19 protein-coding genes are annotated in these 21,416 nt (G+C 60.3%); 7 read left to right on the top strand and 12 right to left on the bottom strand.

The features are described 5' to 3' along the window. Positions 1-9: 9 nt before the first annotated feature. The 4 genes from LOY56_RS23040 to miaB all read right to left on the bottom strand — a co-directional run bounded on the left by LOY56_RS23040 (position 10) and on the right by miaB (position 3,969). Positions 10-849, bottom strand: coding sequence for an HlyC/CorC family transporter (locus tag LOY56_RS23040; protein WP_007894419.1), 840 nt, complete (start codon positions 847-849; stop codon positions 10-12). 5 nt (positions 850-854) lie between these two features. Next, positions 855-1,349: an rRNA maturation RNase YbeY gene (gene ybeY, locus LOY56_RS23035; RefSeq protein WP_258617288.1), complete on the bottom strand. Its 495-nt coding sequence runs from the start codon at positions 1,347-1,349 to the stop codon at positions 855-857. Next, on the bottom strand, positions 1,342-2,358 hold the full coding sequence (locus tag LOY56_RS23030; RefSeq protein WP_258617285.1) for a PhoH family protein: 1,017 nt from the start codon (positions 2,356-2,358) through the stop codon (positions 1,342-1,344). Before LOY56_RS23030 ends, ybeY begins: the two co-directional genes overlap by 8 nt. Positions 2,359-2,640: 282 nt before the next feature. Next, positions 2,641-3,969: a tRNA (N6-isopentenyl adenosine(37)-C2)-methylthiotransferase MiaB gene (gene miaB, locus LOY56_RS23025; RefSeq protein ID WP_258617284.1), complete on the bottom strand. Its 1,329-nt coding sequence runs from the start codon at positions 3,967-3,969 to the stop codon at positions 2,641-2,643. 134 nt (positions 3,970-4,103) lie between these two features. On the opposite strand from miaB, the gene LOY56_RS23020 reads away from it, so the two are divergent. Further along, positions 4,104-4,433 (top strand): DUF1820 family protein, encoded by a 330-nt coding sequence (locus LOY56_RS23020; RefSeq protein WP_007894425.1) that lies wholly within the window; start codon positions 4,104-4,106, stop codon positions 4,431-4,433. A 139-nt stretch (positions 4,434-4,572) separates the two neighbouring features. Here the strand turns inward: LOY56_RS23020 and LOY56_RS23015 are convergent, their stop codons facing one another. The 4 genes from LOY56_RS23015 to LOY56_RS23000 form a co-directional block, all read right to left on the bottom strand. After that, positions 4,573-5,127 (bottom strand): tetratricopeptide repeat protein, encoded by a 555-nt coding sequence (locus LOY56_RS23015; RefSeq protein ID WP_258617281.1) that lies wholly within the window; start codon positions 5,125-5,127, stop codon positions 4,573-4,575. A gap of 223 nt (positions 5,128-5,350) precedes the next feature. Next, positions 5,351-6,634 carry a glutamate-1-semialdehyde 2,1-aminomutase gene (gene hemL / locus LOY56_RS23010; RefSeq protein WP_258617279.1) on the bottom strand — a complete coding sequence of 428 codons (1,284 nt, stop codon included), beginning with the start codon at positions 6,632-6,634 and terminating at the stop codon, positions 5,351-5,353. A gap of 16 nt (positions 6,635-6,650) precedes the next feature. Further along, a complete protein-coding gene (gene thiE / locus LOY56_RS23005; RefSeq protein ID WP_258617278.1) occupies positions 6,651-7,274 on the bottom strand; it encodes a thiamine phosphate synthase in 624 nt (207 codons plus the stop codon). A 32-nt stretch (positions 7,275-7,306) separates the two neighbouring features. After that, a complete protein-coding gene (locus LOY56_RS23000; RefSeq protein WP_258617276.1) occupies positions 7,307-8,104 on the bottom strand; it encodes a hydroxymethylpyrimidine/phosphomethylpyrimidine kinase in 798 nt (265 codons plus the stop codon). Positions 8,105-8,406: 302 nt separating this feature from the next. Here LOY56_RS23000 and LOY56_RS22995 point away from each other — a divergent pair, with 302 nt between their 5' ends. From LOY56_RS22995 to LOY56_RS22980, 4 genes are all read left to right on the top strand, one after another. Beyond that, the gene (locus LOY56_RS22995; protein ID WP_258617275.1) at positions 8,407-10,779 is read left to right on the top strand and encodes a hybrid sensor histidine kinase/response regulator; all 2,373 of its coding nucleotides are present in this window, start codon (positions 8,407-8,409) and stop codon (positions 10,777-10,779) included. 75 nt (positions 10,780-10,854) lie between these two features. After that, positions 10,855-12,504: an acyl-CoA dehydrogenase family protein gene (locus LOY56_RS22990; RefSeq protein WP_258617272.1), complete on the top strand. Its 1,650-nt coding sequence runs from the start codon at positions 10,855-10,857 to the stop codon at positions 12,502-12,504. A gap of 189 nt (positions 12,505-12,693) precedes the next feature. Then, the gene (gene amn / locus LOY56_RS22985) at positions 12,694-14,193 is read left to right on the top strand and encodes an AMP nucleosidase (protein WP_162130612.1); all 1,500 of its coding nucleotides are present in this window, start codon (positions 12,694-12,696) and stop codon (positions 14,191-14,193) included. A 71-nt stretch (positions 14,194-14,264) separates the two neighbouring features. Then, the gene (locus LOY56_RS22980) at positions 14,265-14,906 is read left to right on the top strand and encodes a pseudouridine synthase (RefSeq protein ID WP_258617268.1); all 642 of its coding nucleotides are present in this window, start codon (positions 14,265-14,267) and stop codon (positions 14,904-14,906) included. Here the strand turns inward: LOY56_RS22980 and LOY56_RS22975 are convergent. Next, complete coding sequence (locus tag LOY56_RS22975) at positions 14,901-15,110, bottom strand: DUF2788 domain-containing protein (RefSeq protein ID WP_007894445.1); 210 nt, start codon at positions 15,108-15,110, stop codon at positions 14,901-14,903. The two genes, LOY56_RS22980 and LOY56_RS22975, sit on opposite strands and share 6 nt — an antisense overlap. A 116-nt stretch (positions 15,111-15,226) precedes the next feature. Continuing rightward, the gene (locus LOY56_RS22970; RefSeq protein ID WP_007894448.1) at positions 15,227-15,706 is read right to left on the bottom strand and encodes an Lrp/AsnC family transcriptional regulator; all 480 of its coding nucleotides are present in this window, start codon (positions 15,704-15,706) and stop codon (positions 15,227-15,229) included. A gap of 436 nt (positions 15,707-16,142) precedes the next feature. Between LOY56_RS22970 and LOY56_RS22965 the strand changes: the two genes are divergently transcribed. After that, the gene (locus tag LOY56_RS22965) at positions 16,143-17,168 is read left to right on the top strand and encodes a DUF6515 family protein (protein ID WP_258617267.1); all 1,026 of its coding nucleotides are present in this window, start codon (positions 16,143-16,145) and stop codon (positions 17,166-17,168) included. Here LOY56_RS22965 and LOY56_RS22960 read toward each other — a convergent pair. Together LOY56_RS22960 and LOY56_RS22955 are read right to left on the bottom strand one after the other, a co-directional pair. Then, on the bottom strand, positions 17,162-18,058 hold the full coding sequence (locus LOY56_RS22960) for a cation diffusion facilitator family transporter (protein ID WP_258617266.1): 897 nt from the start codon (positions 18,056-18,058) through the stop codon (positions 17,162-17,164). The two genes, LOY56_RS22965 and LOY56_RS22960, sit on opposite strands and share 7 nt — an antisense overlap. A 41-nt stretch (positions 18,059-18,099) precedes the next feature. Further along, entirely contained in the window at positions 18,100-18,519 is a 420-nt protein-coding gene (locus LOY56_RS22955) for a polyribonucleotide nucleotidyltransferase (RefSeq protein WP_258617264.1), read from the bottom strand. A gap of 349 nt (positions 18,520-18,868) precedes the next feature. On the opposite strand from LOY56_RS22955, the gene hrpB reads away from it, so the two are divergent. Next, on the top strand, positions 18,869-21,385 hold the full coding sequence (gene hrpB, locus LOY56_RS22950; RefSeq protein WP_258617263.1) for an ATP-dependent helicase HrpB: 2,517 nt from the start codon (positions 18,869-18,871) through the stop codon (positions 21,383-21,385). The last annotated feature ends 31 nt before the right edge of the window (positions 21,386-21,416 follow it).

Below are 21,416 nucleotides of genomic sequence, written 5' to 3'. Positions count from 1 at the left end.
TCCTTAGAATTACCGGGCGATAGGTGTCAAACGCAGCAAGTGAATCCGACGGCTGTCGGCGTTCAGGATGCGGAAGCGATAGGCGCCGATTTCAGTGATTTCGTTACGTTTTGGCAAGTGCCCGAACGCGCTCATCACCAAACCGCCGACGGTGTCGAATTCATCGTCCGAGAATTCGCTGTCGAAGAACTCGTTGAAGTTATCGATCGGCGTCAGGGCCTTGATCAGGAAGTCACCGCTGGGCAGCGGCTTGATGTAGCTGTCTTCTTCGACGTCGTGCTCGTCTTCAATGTCGCCGACGATCTGCTCCAGCACGTCTTCGATGGTCACCAGACCGGCCACACCGCCGTATTCGTCAATGACGATGGCCATGTGGTTATGGTTGGCGCGAAACTCGCGCAGCAGCACATTCAGGCGCTTGGACTCGGGCACGAACGTGGCCGGGCGCAGCAGGTCCTTGATGTTGAAGCTGTCGCCGTTCTCCTTGAGGATCAACGGCAGCAAGTCCTTGGCCAGCAACACGCCCATCACGTCATCGTGGCTTTCGCCGATCACCGGGTAGCGGGAGTGGGCCGAGTCGACCACGGCCGGCAGGAACTCGCGGGGTGTCTGGGTCGCCTTGATGCTGATCATCTGCGAGCGCGGGACCATGATGTCCCGCACTTGCAGGTCTGCAACCTGGATGGCGCCTTCGACGATGGCCAGCGCTTCGCTGTCCAGCAACTTGTTTTGATGTGCGTCGCGCAGCAGCTCCAGCAGCTCCTGGCGGTTCTTCGGCTCGTGGGCAAAAGCCTGGGTGAGCTTACCCAGCCATGACTTCTGCCCGTTGCTCGATCGATCTTCGCTCATAGCGATTACTCTGAATCCTTTGTTGTTACGATTGGGGATGTGTCTGTTTCGTCGTCCGCATAAGGGTCCGGATGACCCAGCTCTGCAAGCAACGTTCGTTCCAGTGCTTCCATTTCTTCGGCTTCGTCGTCATCTATATGGTCGTAACCAAGCAGATGCAAGCAGCCGTGAATGACCAGATGCGCCCAGTGGGCCTTTAATTCCTTGCCTTGTTCCGCCGCTTCGCGCTCGACTACTGCTACGCAGATCACCAGATCGCCCAGCAGTGGAATGTCGAGAAACTCGTCGGGCACATCGGCCGGGAACGACAAAACGTTGGTGGCATAGTCTTTCTGCCGCCAGGTGAAGTTCAGTTCGCGGGCTTCCTCTGCGTCGACCAGACGGATGGTCATTTCGGAGTCGGCAGTACGCTGGCGCAGGGCCAGTTCGCACCATTGACGGAATTCGGCTTCGCTTGGGGCAGACGCTTCGGTAGCCAGTTGCAGATCAAGCTCAAGCATCGGGGCGAGTGTCCTTGGGAGAGAGCTTCGCCGGTTCGTCGGCTGTGCGATTTTCGAAGCGCTCGTAGGCTTCGACAATGCGCTGCACCAGCGGATGGCGCACCACGTCCTTGGGCATGAAGTGGGTGAAGCTGATACCCGGCACGTCTTTCAGCACCTCGATCACGTGATGCAACCCGGACTTGGTGCCTTTCGGCAGGTCGACCTGGGTGATGTCACCCGTGATGACGGCGGTGGAGCCGAAACCGATCCGGGTCAGGAACATCTTCATCTGCTCGACGGTGGTGTTCTGGCTTTCGTCGAGGATGATGAAACTGTTGTTCAGCGTACGACCGCGCATGTAGGCCAGCGGCGCAACTTCGATCACCTGACGCTCGATCAGCTTGGCGACGTATTCGAAACCGAGCATTTCGTAGAGCGCGTCATAAAGCGGGCGCAGGTATGGGTCGATTTTCTGGGACAGGTCGCCGGGCAGGAAGCCGAGCTTTTCGCCCGCTTCAACCGCCGGACGGACCAGCAGAATGCGGCGAATCTGCTCGCGCTCCAGCGCGTCTACCGCGCAGGCAACGGCCAGATAGGTCTTGCCGGTACCGGCCGGACCGATGCCGAAGTTGATGTCGTTACCGAGGATTTCCTTCACGTAGCGCACCTGATTCAAGCCGCGAGGGCGAATCATGCCTTTCTTGGTGCGCAAGGCGACGGACGGTTCGGCGGGGGAGTGGTTGTCCAGTTCCTCGACGGCCGATTCCTGCAGGAACAGGTGAACCATGTCCGGCGACAGCTCGGTACCTTTGGTTTCCCGGTACAAGCGGCGCAGCAGGTTTTCCGCGGAGGTGGTGTGCTTGGGCTCGCCGATCAGTTCGAACTGGTTTCCACGGTTGCGGATCTCGATAGCGAGGCGCTGTTCGATCAAGCGCAGATGCTCGTCGAATTGCCCGCACAAATTGGCGAAGCGGCGAGCTTCAAAAGGCTCGAGGATGAAACGATGTGGTTCTATGGGTGCGTTCAAGGTCGTATTTAGCCGCCCAGGGGCAATTATGATGAATCAAGGATAGCGCCAGTCGCCTGGGTGCGAAAGCTCTTAAACAGCCCAATCACTAACGGACACTTCATGTCTGTGGCGAGGGAGCTTGCTCCCGTTGGAGTGCGAAGCACTCCCTTCCCGGTCTCTGCAGTTTACAGGGTTGCATCGAGTCGCTTGGTTTACGACTGCTTCGCCCGGGCGCGGATCGGCCGACGGGAGCAAGCTCCCTCGCCACACAAACCCGCTCCCTGAGGGGGCAATACGGTGTTACTGGATCAGCGAGCCCCGCAGCGAGTGCGGTTGCGCGGCGTCGATGTGCACGTCGGCGAACTGGCCGATCAGCGTCGGATTGTCGCAGCGGAAGTTGACGATACGGTTATTCTCGGTCCGGCCTTGCAGTTCGCCGGGATCTTTTTTCGAATAATCGGTGACCAGAATCCGCTGAATGGAGCCCACCATTTGTCGGCTGATCTCGAAACCTTGTTGGTTCAGGCGATGTTGCAGGGCGTTCAGGCGTTCTTTTTTCAGCTCTTCCGGCGTTTCGTCGGCCAGATCGGCGGCCGGCGTGCCTGGGCGCTGGCTATAGACGAACGAGTAGGAAAAGTCGAAACCGACGTCTTCGATCAACTTCATGGTCTGTTCGAAGTCTTTCTCGGTCTCGCCCGGGAAGCCCACGATAAAGTCAGAACTGATGCAGATTCCTGGCACGGCGGCCCGCAACTTGCGTAGTTTGGATTTGTACTCCAGCGCGGTGTGATTGCGTTTCATCGCCGCGAGGATCCGGTCGGAACCCGATTGCACCGGTAAATGCAGGTGTTTCACCAGTTCCGGTACGTCGGCGTGGGCCTGGATCAGGCTGTCGGAGAACTCCAGCGGGTGCGAAGTGGTGTAGCGAATCCGGTCGATGCCATCGACGGCTGCCACTACGCGGATCAGTTCCGCCAGATCGGCCAGTCTGCCATCGTGAGTGGCGCCGCGATAACCGTTGACGTTCTGCCCCAGCAAGGTCACTTCGCGCACGCCGTTTTCGGCCAGGTGAATGATCTCGGCAATCACGTCGTCGAACGGTCGGCTGACTTCTTCACCGCGCGTATAAGGCACTACGCAAAAGGTGCAGTACTTGCTGCAGCCTTCCATGACCGACACATAGGCGCTCGGCCCATCGATGCGCGGCTCGGGCAGGTGGTCGAATTTTTCGATTTCCGGGAACGAGACGTCGACTTGCGGCAACTTGGTCAGGCGCGCGGCGTCGATCATTTCCGGCAGGCGGTGCAGGGTCTGCGGGCCGAATACCACGTCCACGTACGGAGCGCGATCACGGATGGCCGCGCCTTCCTGGCTGGCCACGCAACCGCCGACGGCGATGACCATGTCCGGGTTGGCCAGTTTCAGTTCGCGCCAGCGGCCCAGCTGGGAATACACCCGGTCCTGGGCGCGTTCGCGGATCGAGCAGGTGTTGAGCAAGATCACGTCGGCGTCTTCAGCGCGAGCGGTGACTTCCAGGGCCTGATGTTCACCCAGCAGATCGACCATGCGCGAGCTGTCGTACTCGTTCATCTGGCAACCGTGGGTTTCGATGTAAAGCTTCTTGGCCATGGATAGGGTCATCACGTGATTCAAAGAACCGCGCATTATAGGGAACATGCACCAAGGTTCCTACCGTTGCGCGTTCGGCGGCTATGCTATAGTTCGCGCCCTCATTTTTATCCCCGATGTGTTACCCGCCCACCATGACCAAACGTGAAGCTCCAATCTACAAGGTGATTTTCCTCAATCAGGGCCAAGTGTACGAAATGTACGCCAAGCAGATCTATCAAAGTGATTTGTGGGGCTTCCTGGAAGTGGAAGAGTTCGTCTTTGGCGAGCGCACGCAAGTGGTCGTCGATCCGAGCGAAGAGAAGCTCAAGGCTCAGTTCGAAGGCGTTGTGCGCAGTTTTGTGCCGATGCATTCGATCGTGCGCATCGACGAGGTCGAGCGCCTCGGCACGCCGAAAATCAGCGAAGCCCGTGGCGCGGTCGGCAATGTCATGCCGTTTCCGATGCCGATGCCTGAGAAGTAAGCTTCAAGACCGAGCTGCCCCCATTCGCGAGCAAGCCCGCTCCCACATTTAATCTCTGGTGCTCACATATTGTGTTCACCGAAGATCTAATGTGGGAGCGGGCTTGCTCGCGAAGGGGCCAGAAAGATCGATACAGAATTCAGGGCAGTGGCGAAAACGGCGTACGCCCATCGGCGCTTTGCAATTCCATCAAGTATTTACGGAAAATTTGCCCCAGCACCTGGGTCGCGACTTCCAGATCTTCGCGAGGCATTTTCTCGGCGACTTCGTCGGCAGTGTCCAGCGCCTCTTCCGCACCGTTGACGGCGGCCATTTTCAGCACGATATACGCCTGAACGTTATTGGCCGGTACGCCTTCGCCATGAAAGAACATGGTGCCGAGTTTGAATTGCGCCTGGGCATGGCCTTGCAGCGAAGCCTTTTCGAAGTAGCTCAGGGCTTGATTGAGGTCGCGCGGCGCGTTTTTGCCGTCGTAGTAGAACTCACCCAACTCGTATTGCGCTTGCGCATCCCCTGCATCCGACGCTTTCTGGCAGGCGGCGAGCGCTTGCGTCAGGTCTTGCGGCTGTGTATTGAGGGTGCAGCGGCCCATCGCCGGGATCAACAACGAGTTGCCGCCTGCTTGTGCGAACGCGAGCAGGGGCTGAAGGAGCAACAGGCAGCCCAGTGCAAGGGTGCGGCCGGTGCGGTTCATGGGAATCGACTTACCTCTGAGGGGCGCGTGGACCCATCGAGGGATCCAATAAGCGCGCATTATGAAATAAGCAGGACCAACCTTACAAAGTCTTTACTCGTTTTTCTGCTGTGCGGGGGATATATCGGCCACTTTGCGCAGATTATTAGCAGATGAGTAGGAAATAGGGCGGGAATGCAGGTGAAAGCTGACGCTGGCAATCGCCAACGTCAGCGTGGCAGTTTTATTTCAACGCGGCGAATGCACGCTCGGCGGCGTCCAGCGTCAGTTTCAATTCTGTCTCGCCATGGGCGATCGAGGTGAAACCGGCTTCGAAGGCGCTTGGCGCCAAGTACACACCACCTTCGAGCATCAGGTGGAAGAAGCGACCAAACAGGCCGGCATCGCTGGCCATCACATCATCGAAAGTCACGATGTCGTCGGCGCCGCTGAAGTACAGGCCAAACATGCCGCCAGCCTGAGTGGTCACGAACGCAATGCCGGCGGCGTCGGCACGCTGTTGCAGGCCATCGAGCAGACGGCTGGTGTAGTCGCTCAGCTCTGCGTGGAAACCCGGACGACTGATCAGGCGAAGGGTGGTCAGGCCCGCCGCCATCGCCAGTGGGTTACCCGATAAAGTACCCGCCTGGTAGACCGGCCCCAGTGGCGCGATCTGCTCCATGATCTTGCGTTTGCCACCGAAGCAGCCCACCGGCATGCCGCCACCGATGATCTTGCCGAAGGTGCTCAGGTCTGGCGTGACCCCGTAATGAGCTTGAGCACCACCTAGGGCGACACGGAAACCGGTCATCACTTCGTCGAAAATCAATACCACGCCATGCTTGTCGCACAGGGTCCGCAGGCCTTCGAGGAAACCCGGGGCTGGCGGTACGCAGTTCATGTTGCCGGCCACTGGCTCGACAATGATGCAGGCCACGTCCTGGCCGACTTCGGCGAGCAGGGTTTCTACCGCGTTGATGTCGTTGAACGGCAGGGTCAGGGTGTGCTTGGCGAATGCTGCCGGCACACCGGCCGAACTCGGCACGCCTTGGGTCAGGGCGCCGGAACCGGCCTTGACCAGCAGGCTGTCGGAGTGGCCGTGGTAGCAGCCTTCGAACTTGATGATGCTGTCACGGCCGGTGAAACCACGGGCCAGACGGATGGCACTCATGGTCGCTTCGGTGCCGGAGCTGACCATGCGCACCATTTCCATCGACGGCACGATCGAGCAGACCAGATCGGCCATCTCGGTTTCCATCGCGGTCGGGGCGCCGTAGGACAATCCGTGCTCAAGCTGTTTGCGCACCGCGTCCAGCACTTCCGGATGGCTATGGCCGAGAATCATCGGCCCCCAGGAACCGACGTAATCCACATAACGCTTGTCGTCTTCGTCGGTGACGTAGGCGCCTTCGGCGTGTTTGAAGAACAGCGGCGTGCCGCCAACACTCTTGAACGCACGAACAGGCGAGTTCACGCCTCCGGGGATGTGTTTCTGGGCATTGGCAAACAGGGTTTCGGAACGAGACATTATTTGGCTCTCAACATCAGGATTTGAACAATTCGTTAAAGGCGCGGGCGCGGCGCGTTACTTCAGCCGTGCTGTCGGCACCAAACAAACCATGGACCACCGCCAGCAGATCGACTCCGTGGGCCACCAGCGGCGCAGCGTTATCCAGGGTGATGCCGCCAATCGCGCAGATCGGCAGGTGCACTTTGCTGCGGGCCTGATCGAGCAGATCGAGGCTGCAGGCCGGTGCGCCGGGCTTGGTGTTGGAGTTGAAGAAACGGCCGAAGGCAACGTAGCTGGCGCCTTCTTTGGCGGCTTGCTCGGCGAGTTCGAGTTGCGCGTGGCAGGTCGAGCCGATGATTGCCTGACGACCGAGCAGTGCGCGAACCGGCATCAGTGGGCCATCGGTCTGGCCCAGGTGCACGCCGACATTCAGGCGCGCGGCCAGTTCGGCGTCATCGTTGATGATCAGCTGAGTCTTGTAGCGTTCGCACAGGTCGCGCAGGGCTTCGGCCTCACGCAGGCGGCGGGCCTCGTCGCTGCTTTTGTCGCGGTATTGCAGCAGGGTGACGCCGCCTTCGAGCGCCGCCTCCACGTACGAAAGAAATTTACCGGCCAGTAACTGGCTGTCGGTAATGGCGTACAGGCCACGTAGTTTCATCGGACAAGCCTCTGCGCTTCACGCATAGAAAATTACGAACAAAAGTCCAGGGGCAGGCGGCGCGGCACGAACTGGCCTTTGCCCAGTTGCTCTGCGTCACGCAGGGTGCGCCAAGTGTAGTCAAGCGCGCTCTGTACGGCACTGGCGAGGTGTTCTCCCTGGGCCAGGCGACCGGCGAGGGCGCTGGCCAGTGTGCAACCGGAACCGTGATAACTGCCGGGCAGGCGCTGGCAAATAAAGGTTTCGCGGCGACCGTCGCGGCTGTACAGGCGATTGTGTATTTCGTGTTCGTCGCCATGGCCGCCGGTGATCAGCAGGTGTTTGACGAACGGCAGGAGTTTTTCAGCGCATTCGTCCGCGGTGCCTTCGGGCAGTTCGGCGAGGATGCGGGCTTCGGGAAGGTTGGGGGTGGCAATGATCGACAGCGGCAGCAGGCGTTCGCGCATGGCGTAGCCGACTTCGTCCTTGCCCAGTCGTCCGCCGCCACCGGCGCGCAGCACCGGGTCGCAGACCACCGGCAAATGCGGGTGTGCTGAAAGCAGTTCGACCACGGTGTCGACCATTTCCAGGGAGCCGAGCATGCCCAGTTTGACGGCGGCGACTTCGCAGTCGTTGAGCACGGCGTTGGCCTGGGCCAGCACCCACTCGCGGTCCAGGACACGGAAGTCAGTGACGTTGACGGTGTCTTGTACCGTCAGGGCGGTGACGGCCGGAGCCGCATGACAACCCTGAGCGAGCAGGGCTTCGATATCTGCCTGCAAGCCGGCGCCACCACTTGGGTCGTGGCCGGAGAGACAGAGGACAACGGGGCGAGAGCTGTAGATATTCATGGTGCGCGAGCTTACCACCAAACCTGTTTTCTCGGGTGTTCCGACAAGCCCCCTCACCACAGATGTTCACTACCCGCCGGGACATTGTCACAACCTGGCCAAGCCAACAGCTCTAACTCAATGCATAGCGCTGGAACGCCCGTCCTAGAGCTATGTAGGGGAAAATTTCAATGGTGCTCAATGGCCATCAACGGCTATGCTAGAGTGGATCCAAACTAATAACAGGTAATACCGGTTTTACGTCTACTCAAAAGGAATGGGGGGCTTCCTGACAGAACCGGAGAGGCCACGCTGGGGCTTAAATGCGCTATTTGCTGATGTTGCTGTTGTGCTTGCCCCTCTTGGCGAGCGCCGTCGAATTCGACGAGTTCACCCAGAGCCTTCCCCTGGGCCGAACGATGCAGGTTTATGAAGACACGGGCGGTCAGGCGACCATCGCCGATGTCCGTGCGCAAGCGGCGGCCGGGCAGTTCAAACCCCACGATAAAGCCACCCTCAATGCCGGTTATTCGCGTTCGGCGTTCTGGCTGAAAATCGACCTGCTGTACCGTCCCACTAACCCGGCGGCACAACGAACCTGGTGGCTGGAACTGGCTTATCCGCCCCTTGATCACCTTGATCTCTACTTGCCCGCTGCTGACGGTGACTATCAATTAGTTCGACAGACTGGCGATGCATTGCCGTTTGCCACTCGCGAGATTCGCCAGAACAACTATCTGTTCGACCTGAACTTTATGCCTGAGCAGACGCAAACCGTGTACCTGCGCCTGCAAAGCGAAGGGTCGGTTCAGGCGCCTGTCACCTTGTGGTCGAGCACCGCTTACCTTGAGGAGCAGCCGGTCCGGCTCTATGTGCTGGGGCTGATTTACGGCGTGTTGCTGGGGATGCTGGTCTACAACCTGTTCATCTTTCTCAGCGTGCGCGATACCAACTACCTCTATTACATCGTCTATATCGCTTCGTTCGGCTTATATCAGCTGTCGGTAAATGGCGCGGCCGTGGAGTATTTCTGGCCGAACAACCCCTGGTGGGCCAACGCCGCGACGCCGTTCTTCATCGGCTGTTCAGGATTGTTCGGCAGCCAGTTCGCCCGCCGCTTCTTGCAGACGGCCACCTACAGTCGCTGGCTTGACCGATTGTTGCTGGCCTTGATTGCGTTCAGTGCGCTGGTGGTCGGGTTGTCATTGATGACCAGTTACGCCCTGGCCCTGCGTCTGGCGACGCTGCTGGCGCTGGTCTTTACCGTGGTGATTTTCGCCGCCGGGATTTTCGCCTGGTGGCGTGGCCTGCGGGTCGCGCGGTATTTCATCATTGCCTGGTCGGCGTTCCTGCTCGGTGGCATCGTCAACACGATGATGGTGCTGGGTTATTTGCCCAACGTATTCCTGACCATGTACGCCAGTCAGATCGGCTCGGCGATCGAAGTGGCGCTGCTATCCCTGGCCTTGGCCGATCGCATCAACGCCATGCGCGAGCAACAGGCACAGACGTTGTTCGATTCCGGCCAAAAGCTCGAAGTGCTGAACCAGCAACTGGCTCACAGTAACAAGCTCAAGGACGAATTCCTCGCCACCCTGACCCATGAATTGCGCACGCCCATGAATGGTGTGATCGGTTCGCTGGAGCTGATGCAGACCGTCGAGATGAACCCTGAACTGGAGCAATATCAGCAAACGGCCGCCGGGTCGGCGCGGGACATGATGCGCATGGTCAACGGCATCCTCACCCTGACCGAATTGCAGGCCGGCAAGCTCAAGGTCTATCCGGACACGTTCAGTTTGCGCAGTGTGATCGAGGCCTTGCGCCTGCAGTTCGATGGCCATGCGTCGGGCAAGTCGCTGGACTTCAAGGTCGAGGTTGCGCTGGGGCTGCCGGACCGCTTGCACGGCGACAGCACCAAGTTGATGCAATGCCTGGAATGCCTGCTGGATAACGCGATCAAATTCACCCGGGTCGGTGGGTTGGCGCTGCGGGTAACCGGCAAACCGGTGGCGCCCGATCGGCTCGCGCTGTCCTTTGCGGTGATCGACACCGGCATTGGCTTTACCGATTTGGGGGAGGCAACGCTGTACCAGCGCTTCTTCCAGCTCGATGGTTCGATGACCCGTGAATACGGTGGTTTGGGCGTTGGCCTGGCTATTTGTCGGCAGTTGGTCGAATTGCTCGACGGGCGCCTGAGCCACCGCTCGGAGCCGGGGCGCGGCAGTCGCTTTCAACTGGACGTCGAATTCGAGCTGCCGGAGCTGAAACCTGCGCCCTTGAGGCAAACCTCTCGCCTGCGTTTGCCTCAGGACTGCACGGTGTTGCTGGTCGATGGCGACGGCATCAATCAATGGGTGCTGCGTGGCATGTTGCTCAAGCTTGGGTTCCGCGTACACACCGCCGACAGTGGCGTTGCCGCACTCGATCACTTGCAGCGCGGGGCCGTTGATGCCGTGCTGCTCGACGCTCAGCTGCCGCCACTGGATGGCGCCTCGATCTGCTGCCGGATCCGCGCCTTGTCAGGTTGCACCGAATTACCCCTGTTCATGATTGCCCTGGACGTGGGCCGAGCTTGTTGCGCGAGCGACGCCTTGGTCGACCACCTGAGCAAACCGGTGAAATTCGAGGATTTGCAGGTGGCGCTCTATCGACGGGTGCTCTGTCCGGGGCAAGGCGAAAGCGCCGACAGTTAGGCGGATATACCACTTTGTTCAGTCTCGGGGCAGTGCTTAACTGAAAGTCCCTTGGTTGACCAAAGGAGCCCCGTCATGAACCTGCATCAGTTCGCCGAAACCCACGAAGTCACCAACCAGCCCCCATCGCTGGACGGCATCAACCTCTATCGCATCGACCTGCCTTTGCAGGAGTGGTCGCGGCGTTTCGATGCCGGTTGGGCCGAGTCTCGGATCGACGTTTACGGCGCATTGGCCGGCGGGCCGCTGATGGCGGCGGGGTTTGCGGCCAATCAGAACAAGCCGGTGTTCGTCAGTCATGACCGCTACGGCCATCGCATTGACCTGGTGGAGTTTCACCCGGCTTACCACGAGTTGATGCGCACGGCGGTGGAGCATGGCCTGACGGGCTTGCCGTGGACCGATCCGCAACCGGGCGCCCACGTTGCCCGTGCATCCATGACCTACTTACACAGTCAGGCTGAAGCCGGCAGCGGTTGCCCGCTGACCATGACCTTCGCCAGCGTCCCGGCGATGCGCCTGCAACCGGATCTGGCCGAACAGTGGTTGCCGAAAATTCTTGCCACCGAATACGACCCGCGCAACGTCGGCATGCCCCACAAGGCCGGGGTCACTATCGGCATGGCCATGACCGAGAAGCAGGGCGGCACCGACGTGCGGGCCAACACCACCAAGGCTTATCCGGTCGGCGCCAGTGGTCCCGGTCAGGCCTATGAGCTGGTGGGCCACAAGTGGTTCTGCTCGGCGCCGATGTGCGATGCCTTCCTGACCCTGGCCCAGACCGACAAAGGCTTGACCTGTTTCCTGCTGCCGCGTCATCGCCCGGACGACACACGCAATCAGTTCTATATACAGCGTCTGAAGAACAAACTTGGCAACTGGTCCAATGCCTCAAGCGAAGTGGAATTGCGTGGCGCCCTGGCCTGGATGGTCGGTGAAGAGGGCCGGGGCGTTGCGACCATCATCGAAATGGTTGCCATGACCCGCTTCGATTGCATGGTCGGCTCCAGTGCGCTGATGCGCCAGGCGCTGACCCAGGCCAGTCATCACTGCGCGCACCGCAAGGTCGGGGGCAAGTTGCTCAGCGAACAACCGTTGATGCAGAACGTGTTGGCGGATCTGGCCCTGGAAAGCGAAGCGGCGTTGGCCTTGAGTTTGCGCATGGGCCGGGCGCTGGATCATCTGGATAACGAGCACGAAGCAAAATTTGCCCGACTGGTGACGGCGGTGGGCAAGTACTGGATCTGCAAACGCGCGCCCGCGATGATCAATGAGGCTGCCGAATGCATGGGCGGCGCCGGGTATGTCGAGGAAAGCATCCTGCCACGGCTGTACCGTGAGGCACCGGTCAACTCGACATGGGAAGGTTCCGGCAACGTGCAATGCCTCGACGTATTGCGTGCCTTGTCGAAAGAGCCGTGTGTGCTTGATGTGCTGTTCAGCGAGTTGGGCGACGGTCATGGCGACAAACGTCTGGCCGCGCACATCAGCCAATTGCAGGCCGCGTTCAAGGACACCGCCGACATTCAATACCGCGCCCGCCAGCTCACCGAAGACATCGCCTTGGGGCTTCAGGCCAAGCTGTTGCTGGAGGCGGGGAATGCGGCGGTCAGTGATGCTTTCATCGCCAGTCGCCTCGGTTCGGCGGGTCGGGTGTATGGGACGTTGCCGCGCGGGCTGAATGTGGAAGCGATTGTCGCCCGGTCGACTCCGCAAGGTTTCTGATCGACACCGAGCCAATGTGTGAGCGAGCCTGCTCGCGATAGCGCCGTGATAGTCGACTTCAATGTCGGATGTTGCTCGAAACGATCGCAACCTTCGGCAGCTCCTTGTACTGGTGTACGACGAACCTATGGAGCTGCCGAAGGCTGCGATCTTTTTTCACTGTTCCCGTGAAGCGACGATGCAGGCAAGATGAAGGTCTGCAAGTCAGAACACAGGAAGCTGATCGTGACCGAAGCGTTTATTGTCGTTCAAACCGCCGAGCAAGCCGTGGATCGGCTTGCTGCCTTGCACGAGCGTGCAACCACAGCGCTGAATCAGGCGCTCAAGCGTTATCTCAAGGATCGCGTCGAGCCGGACGCTGAGCAGCGTGCTCTGTTTCGTTATCCCGAGTTGCGTCTGACCTACCTTTGCCAGGGCGAAGTCCCACAGACCACTCGCGCCTATGCCAAGGTTCAATTGCCGGGGACCTACAGCGTCACCGTCACTCATCCGGCAGCCTTCCGCAAATACCTGCTGGAACAACTTGTCCCGTTGATGCACGACTTCACCGTGACCGTGGAAGTCGGCGTCAGTCAGCAGAACATTCCTTATCCGTACGTGGTCGAGCAGGGCGATGAGCTGGCCGGCTCCGGCGTCACGGCGGCGGTGCTGGCGCGAGTGTTCCCGAGTACGGATTTGTCGGCCGCGACCGATGGCATCGCCGATGGCTTGTACGATTGGGAAAACACCGATCCGCTGCCGCTGGCCCTGTTTGACGCCGCGCGGGTGGATTTCTCCCTGCGCCGACTGGTGCATTACACCGGCAGCGACTGGCGCCATGTGCAGCCGTGGATTCTGCTGACCAACTATCACCGCTACGTCGACCAATTCATCGTTCATGGTCTTGAGCAACTGCGCAACGATCCGCGTTTTGTGCGCATGGTGTTGCCGGGCAACGTGATCATCGAAAAGGGCATGGACCACGGCGAGGCGTCGGCGATTGCCGCGGGCGTGGTCTGGCATCGTTACCAGATGCCGGCCTATCACCTGATCGCCAGCGACGGTCATGGCGTGACCTTGGTGAACATCGGCGTCGGCCCGTCCAACGCCAAGAACATCACCGACCACCTGGCCGTGCTGCGTCCGCATTGCTGGCTGATGATCGGCCACTGCGGCGGCTTGCGTCAGTCGCAAACCATTGGCGACTACGTGCTGGCCCACGCCTACATGCGCCGCGACGGGATTCTCGACCGGGTTGTGCCGCCGAACATTCCGATTCCGGCCCTGGCCGAAGTGCAAATGGCGTTGCAGCAAGCGGCGGCCAACATCACCGGTGAGAAGGGCGACGAGCTGAAGAAGCGTCTGCGTACCGGCACCGTGTTGACCTACGACGACCGTAACTGGGAACTGCGCTGGGCGCAGGAGCGTCCGCTGATCAACCTGTCCCGCGCCGTGGCGGTGGACATGGAAAGCGGCACCATCGCCGCGCAAGGTTATCGCTTGCGGGTGCCGTACGGCACGTTGCTCTGTGTGTCGGATAAACCGTTGCACAGCGAAATCAAACTGCCGGGTTCGGCCAACGCCTTCTATGAACGCGCGGTCAGCCAGCACTTGAAAATCGGCATCGAAGCGGTGGATCTGTTGCGCACCGAGCTCAATTCGCTGCACTCGCGAAAACTGCGCAGCTTCGACGAACCGCCGTTCCGCTGATTGTTCTCATGGTCATTTGGCGGTCAGGGCACTAGCATTAGCAGCCCTGACCGTTAGATGTTCCTTTTCCCATGTCTCGTCCTCCACGTCCCGTTTCCCGCCGCCCTGGCGTGAGGCCTGCGCCATCCTCTTCAGCCTCGCGCCGTGTCGCCAAAGCGCCGCCGGCCGAGCCGAAGCTGATTCTGTTCAACAAACCTTTCGATGTGTTGACGCAATTCAGCGACGGCGAAGGGCGGGCGACGCTCAAGGACTTCATCGAGATTCCGGGAATCTACCCGGCAGGACGGCTGGACCGCGACAGTGAAGGCTTGCTGCTGCTGACCAATGACGGCCAGCTTCAGGCGCGAATTGCCGACCCGAAACACAAACTGGCCAAGACTTACTGGGTGCAAGTGGAAGGTGAGCCAACCGCTGAGCAGTTGCAGCGCTTGCGCGATGGCGTCGAGCTGAACGACGGCATGACGTTGCCGGCCGAAGCGCGACAGCTGGATGAGCCTGAGCTGTGGCCACGTAACCCGCCCGTGCGCTTTCGTAAAAGCGTGCCGACCAGTTGGCTGGAACTGGTGATTCGCGAAGGCCGCAACCGTCAGGTACGGCGCATGACCGCGGCGGTCGGCTTGCCGACGTTGCGTCTGGTACGGGTCAGGATCGGTGACTGGTCGATCGAAGGGCTCGATCAGGGCCAGTGGAAGGAAGTGCCGGCGCGCTTATAAAGTGCCGGATTCGATCAGGCCGATCACTACGCTTTTGATCACGAATGCGGCCACGCCCAGCCCCAGTACGAAGAACAAAATGAACGAGCCGAAGCGCCCTGCCTTGGATTTTTTCGCCAGATCCCAGACGATGAAACCCATGAAAATGATCAAGATGCTGACCAGGCCAGTCATCATCCACTCTTCGAGTACTGCAGGATCCATTGAACATCTCCAGCGTGGGCGGGGCTAAAAGGCGCTGGAGTATACGCCATGGGGGATTGGCGGGGCATTGACCTGCGGCAGTGTGTCGCGGCTATTCGTCGCCCGCGAAGGCATTCTCAGCTGCGCAGGTGAGTCAGCGGCAACTCGGTGCTGTTGAGCACCTGATTCAACACAAAACTCGACCGCACGCTGGTCACCCCTTCAATCCGGGTCAGATGCCCCAGCAGCAGTTTCTGATAGTGATCCATGTCCGGCACTACCACTTTGAGCTGATAATCCGCATCCATCCCCGTCACCAGGCTGCATTCCAGCACCTGCGGCAAGGTGCGAATGGCGGCTTCGAAGTTCTCGAAACGCTCGGGAGTATGGCGGTCCATGCCGATCAGCACATAGGCTGTCAGGCTCAGCCCGAGCATCTTGCGGTCCAGCAGGGCGACCTGGCGGGTGATGTAACCATCGTCTTCCAGTTGCTTGACCCGTCGCGAGCAAGGCGAAGGCGACAGGCCGATGCGTTCGGCCAGCTCCTGATTGGAGATGCGCGCATCGCGCTGTAATTCCGCCAAAATGCTCAGGTCGTATCGGTCGAGTTTGCTCATCAATCAGGCCTTTGTCATAACTATTGCGGCGGATTATCTATCCTGAGTTAAAAATTGCGCAAGTGATGTTTATTTGAGCAATCTTCGCAATCCTCTGTCGCCACTTCGGGCCTATTCTTATCACCAGAATCACTGCTCGGACAAACAGTCCAGTGCGGCTCGCCCAATCAAGCCAGCTGCGGTCGCCACCCCCACCGGGGATGTGCCGGCCCCCGAGCTACACACTGTCCAGAAGACGGCGTGAGGTGAGCCGACGTCATAAGCGTCGAGCACGGACGAAGTTCTCAAGGGGAGGCCGACGGGTCTCCCTTTTTTCTTGCCCGCAATTTGCCGGCAACCCTCAATAAATAAGTTGTGCGACTGATAACCTGTTGCAGAACCCGGCTTGCACTTTCCCAGTCTTACGTACAGGCCCTAACCCGCAGTGAGGAAAAGCATGAAGTCGCGCATCTGGCGTTTGGCCGGTGTTGGTTTGCTATGTGTGAGTGTCACTGCGCTAACGCTTGCCGATGAGCCGCAAAACCGTGGGTCTGATGGCGGGCAACGCGGGCCGGATCATCGGGGGGATGAGCAGGGCCATCGCGGTAACAATCAGCCACGTCCGCAGAACAACGAAATCATTCGTGGCGACAACAGCCGCCAGTTCGAACTCCACGACCAGAATCAGGGTGGCGAGCGTCAGAACCGTCCCCCGCACGATCCCAATACTCAGGGCCGACCGTTGCATGATGCCAATGCTCAGGACCGGCCGCCGCAACAACCCAGTAACAATCTGCCGATCCAGGGCCGGCCCGACACCGTGCGCCAGACCCAGGAACCCCGGCGTGGTTACTATCAGGACGAGCAGCCGCGCAATTATGACAACCAGCGCTGGCAGACCGGCGGTTCGGGCTCGCGTCACGACCAGCGCTGGCCTGGTCGCCCGGATGGACGCGGCAGTGGCTGGGGGCCCGGTCCGCAGTATCGTCCGGGCTACGTGATCGACCGCTTCCCGGATCGCAGTTATCGCGTGCCGTATCGTGGCCGGGATTACTTCTATTCCGGTGGTTACTGGTACCGCCCGCAAGGCCCGCGTTACGTGGTGGTTCAGCCGCCTCGCGGGATTCGTGTCAGTTACCTGCCCGATTACGCCCGCGAAGTGTGGATCGGCGGCACGTTGCTGTTCCTGGCAGCCGGCGCGTATTACGCCTATCAGGAGAGCACTCGGGATTACATCGTGGTCGAACCACCCGTGCAGCCGCAACCGGTCGGCAGTGGTTATGACGTGGTGGCGTATCCAGCCAACGGCCAGTCGCCAGAGGAGGTCAGTCGGGACGGTTACGAATGCTATCGCTGGGCCGTGGAACAGAGCGGTTTCGATCCCCGCGCCGTCACCTATCAACCGGATCCGTCGGTGGTGCAAGCCTATCGACAGGCCCAGGGCAACTGCCTGAGCAGTCGCGGTTATCAGGTGAGTTACTGAGCCCTGGCGGCGTTCACCACTTCTTGCGGGTCGGCGTGCACCAGCACTTCGGCTCGCGGATAAGCGGTGTGAATCGCATCGGCGGCTTGATCGCTGATGCCGTGGGCGACCGACAGGGTCAAGTTCCCCGGCAATTCCAGATGCAGCTGCACGAACCACTGGTTACCGGAAATCCGTGTGCGCAAGTCGTGAGCCCCCAAAACCCCCGGTACGCTGCAGGCCAGTTCAAGCATGTGCTGACTGACTTCCAGCGGCAGCTCTTCATCCATCAGCACCGCAAAACTTTCCCGGGCGATATGAATGGCGCTCCAGAGGATGTAGGCGGCGATCCCCAATCCGAACCAAGGGTCGACTTGATGCCAGCCAAACCCGGCCAGCACCAGCGCCACCAGAATGCTGCCGTTGAGCAGCAGGTCTGAGCGGTAATGCAAGGAGTCGGCACTCACGACGTTGGAACCGGTTGCCTTGATTACCCGATGCTGCAACATCAGCAGGGCCACGGTCAGGGCGAGGGAGAACACAATCACCCCGATGCTGAGCCACGCCGCGCCTATCGGCTCCGGATGTTTCAACCGTTCGATCGCCTGCAAGGCAATCAGCACCGCACTGCCGCCAATGAACAGCGCCTGAGCCATGCCCGCCAATGATTCGGCCTTGCCATGCCCGTAACGATGATCGTCGTCGGCCGGGCGCAAGGCGTAATGCACGGCCAGCAGATTGAGCAGCGAGCTGACGCCATCGAGTGCTGAGTCAGTCAGCCCGGCGAGCATGCTCACTGAACCGCTCAGCCACCAGGCGATGGCTTTGGCGACGATCAATGTGCACGCGACCGCCACCGAGGCGCGCGTCGCCAGCCGCAGCAGGCGGGCGTGTTCGGTACTGGTGGTCATAAGTGCGGCTTTTCCTTTAAGTGTTCCTTCGAGCGCACGAATTATGCGGCCGGTTGCAGGCCGAACATGGCCAGTTGCTGGGTGCTGCCCTTGTGCTGGATCAGGCGTGGATCATCCAGTGGGAAGCTGCGGCCCAGTTCACTTTCCAAAATAGTCTGCAACTTGTGGTTATCGACCTTGCCGTCGGCACCAATGGCTTCCTTGAGTTTTTCGGGAGCCACCTGAGCCGTCCGGCCGGGTTCGAAGTAAATGGCACCCGTGGCGAAGTCCACCGCGAAGGCAATCAGGCCAGGGATGATGTAGAACAGCAGACCCACGGCATCCAGCGCGGCGATGGCCGGGTCGATCTTGCCGTCGATCTGACCGCGACGATCGGGGTAGAAAATCGAGCCGCAGGCGGTCATTTGGGTCAGCAAGGTCGCGACCAGTACACCGCCGATCAAGCGAATGGGAGCACGCATGTGAAATCTCCTGAGTTATCTGGAAACGAAGGGCCGTCGATATGAATTAGGACCGCGACGAACGCCGTTATACTCGCCCCGGCAGGGCGTGCCCACAGTAAATTGCGGCCGCGTCTCACCCCCACTGGGATAGTTGAGGATTGATGTTGTTTTTTCCAGATCGACAACGCGTGACGGCTGAAGGATTTTATCGGGGTTCGGCCCTCCGGGCTGAAGCTGTGAGCGCACCATGCTGCGTTGCGGGACTTGGTAAGGAAACGACCCTTACCGGCATCCCGCGTCTTGCCTGGCACGCCCACAACTTCAACGCGACTCGCAATTTACTGTGGGCACGCCCTGGGGAGCCAGCATGATTTCTTTGCCGATTGATGAAGTTTTACCCGCCTTGCGTGAAGCCCTCGCTACACGCCACGAAGCCGTGCTCGAAGCGCCGCCCGGTGCCGGTAAAACCACCCGTGTACCCTTGGCCTTGCTCGATGAGCCGTGGCTGGCCGGGCAGACCATTCTGATGCTCGAACCGCGCCGCTTGGCAGCGCGGGCGGCAGCGGAGCGCTTGGCCAGTGAACTGGGTGAGAAGGTCGGCGAAACCGTTGGCTACCGCATTCGTCTCGACAGCAAAGTCGGTCCCAACACCCGCATCGAAGTGGTCACCGAAGGCATCCTCACCCGGCGCTTGCAGGATGATCCGGCGCTTGAAGGTGTGGGTTTGCTGATTTTCGATGAGTTCCACGAACGCAGCCTCGACGCCGACCTGGCGCTGGCCCTGAGTCTGAGTGGCCGGGAGCTGTTTCGTGACGATCAGCCACTGAAAATCCTTTTGATGTCGGCAACCCTGGAAGGCGAACGCCTGGCCGGGTTGCTGGACGATGCGCCGATTCTGCGCAGCGAAGGTCGCATGTACCCGGTGGCGATGCGCTGGGGCCGACCGTTTCAGCCCGGTGAATTTATCGAGCCAAGGGTGGTACAGACAATCCTCGACGCGCTGAACGATGAAACCGGCAGCCTGCTGGTGTTCCTGCCAGGGCAGGCAGAGATTCGTCGGGTGCATCAACAATTGGCCGATGCGCTGGGCGAGAGCACGTCTGTATTGCTTTGCCCATTGCACGGCGAACTGGATCTGGCGGCCCAGCGTGCGGCGATTGATCCGGCGCCCGCCGGCAAACGCAAAGTGGTGCTGGCGACCAACATCGCCGAGACCAGCCTGACCATCAACGGTGTGCGCGTGGTGATCGATGCGGGGTTGGCGCGTGTGCCGCGTTTCGATCCCGGCAGCGGCATGACTCGCCTCGATACTCAACGCATTTCCAAAGCGAGTGCCACGCAGCGCGCGGGCCGGGCCGGGCGCCTGGAGCCCGGCGTGTGTTATCGGTTGTGGTCGCAGGATCAGCACGAACAACTGGCGGCTTACGCCAGTGCGGAAATTCTCTCGGCGGATCTGGCCGGGCTGGCCTTGCAACTGGGGCGTTGGGGCGTGACGCCAGGTCAGTTGGTTTGGCTGGACATCCCGCCCGCAGCGGCTTATGCACAGGCTCAAGATCTGCTTGAACGTTTGGGCGCGCTGGAGGGCGAGGCGCTGACCCGTCATGGTCAGGCGATGGCTGAACTGCCGGCGCATCCACGGATCGCGCATTTGCTGTTACGTGGTCAGGCGCTCGGCTTGGCCGACATGGCCTGTGATGTTGCGGCCTTGCTCGGCGAGCGGGATATTTTGCGTGGCGCCGGAGCGGATCTGCACAGCCGATTGGTGCTGTTGTCCGGCGAAGAACGGGCCGCACGCGGCGCTCAGGGTGGCGTGCAACGTGCTCGGCAACTGGCGCGGCAGTATCGCGGTTACCTGCGGGGCAAAGCGTCGGAGCCGGTCGGCGATCCGGATCATCCGCGCTGGCTTGGTGCGTTGCTGGCGTTGGCTTATCCCGATCGAGTCGCCCAACAGCGGCGGGCCGGTGGCGCTGAATATCGATTGGCCAACGGTCGTGCGGCGCTGTTTGCTGAAGCGGACAGCTTGATGAAGCAACCGTGGCTGGTGATCGCCGATCTGGGCAGTCGTCAGGGCCAGCGTGAAGAACGGATTTATCTGGCGACGGATTTCGATCCGGTGCTGTTTGATTCGGTGCTGGCCGAGCAAGTGCGCGTGGTCGATCAATTGGATTGGGATGAGCGCGAAGGCGTGCTGCGAGCCGAGCGTCAGCGCAAGGTCGGCGAATTGATCCTCAGCCGTGAGCCGTTGACCGGACTCGATGAAACCGCCCGCAGTCAGGCGTTGGTGAATCTGGTGCGACGCAAAGGTCTGGAACTTTTGCCCTGGACGCCAGAGCTGCGTCAGTGGCAGGCGCGGGTGGCGTTGTTGCGTCAGTTGGATCTCAGCGGTCAGGACCAGAGCGAATGGCCGGATGTCAGCGACGCTGCACTGCTCAAAAATCTCGAATACTGGTTGATGCCGTATCTGGGCAAAGTCTCGCGGCTCAGTCATTTCGCCAATCTGGACCTGTCGAGCATCGTTCACAACCTGCTGCCGTGGCCGTTGCCGCAACGGCTCGAAGAGCTGGCGCCACATCATTTGAGCGTGCCGTCGGGCTCATCGATTCGTCTGGATTACAGCGAACAGCCGCCGATTCTGGCGGTGCGTTTGCAGGAGCTGTTCGGCTTGGCCGAGACGCCGCGCATTGCCGGTGGCCGGCAAGTGGTGAAACTGCATCTGCTGTCCCCGGCGCGGCGACCGGTGCAGGTGACGCAGGATCTGGCGAACTTCTGGCGCAGTACGTATGCCGAGGTGAAGAAGGATCTGAAGGGGCGGTATCCGAAACACTACTGGCCGGACGATCCGCTGGTGGCCGAGGCGACGGCGCGGATCAAACCGCGTAAATAGTCAGTTGCATCGGTGTTGCTCGCGAAGCTTT

Source organism: Pseudomonas sp. B21-048, from assembly GCF_024748615.1.
Taxonomy (GTDB): Bacteria; Pseudomonadota; Gammaproteobacteria; order Pseudomonadales; family Pseudomonadaceae; genus Aquipseudomonas.
Note: the sequence above shows the minus strand (reverse complement) of the source record. Positions and strands in the feature narration are given on the sequence as shown.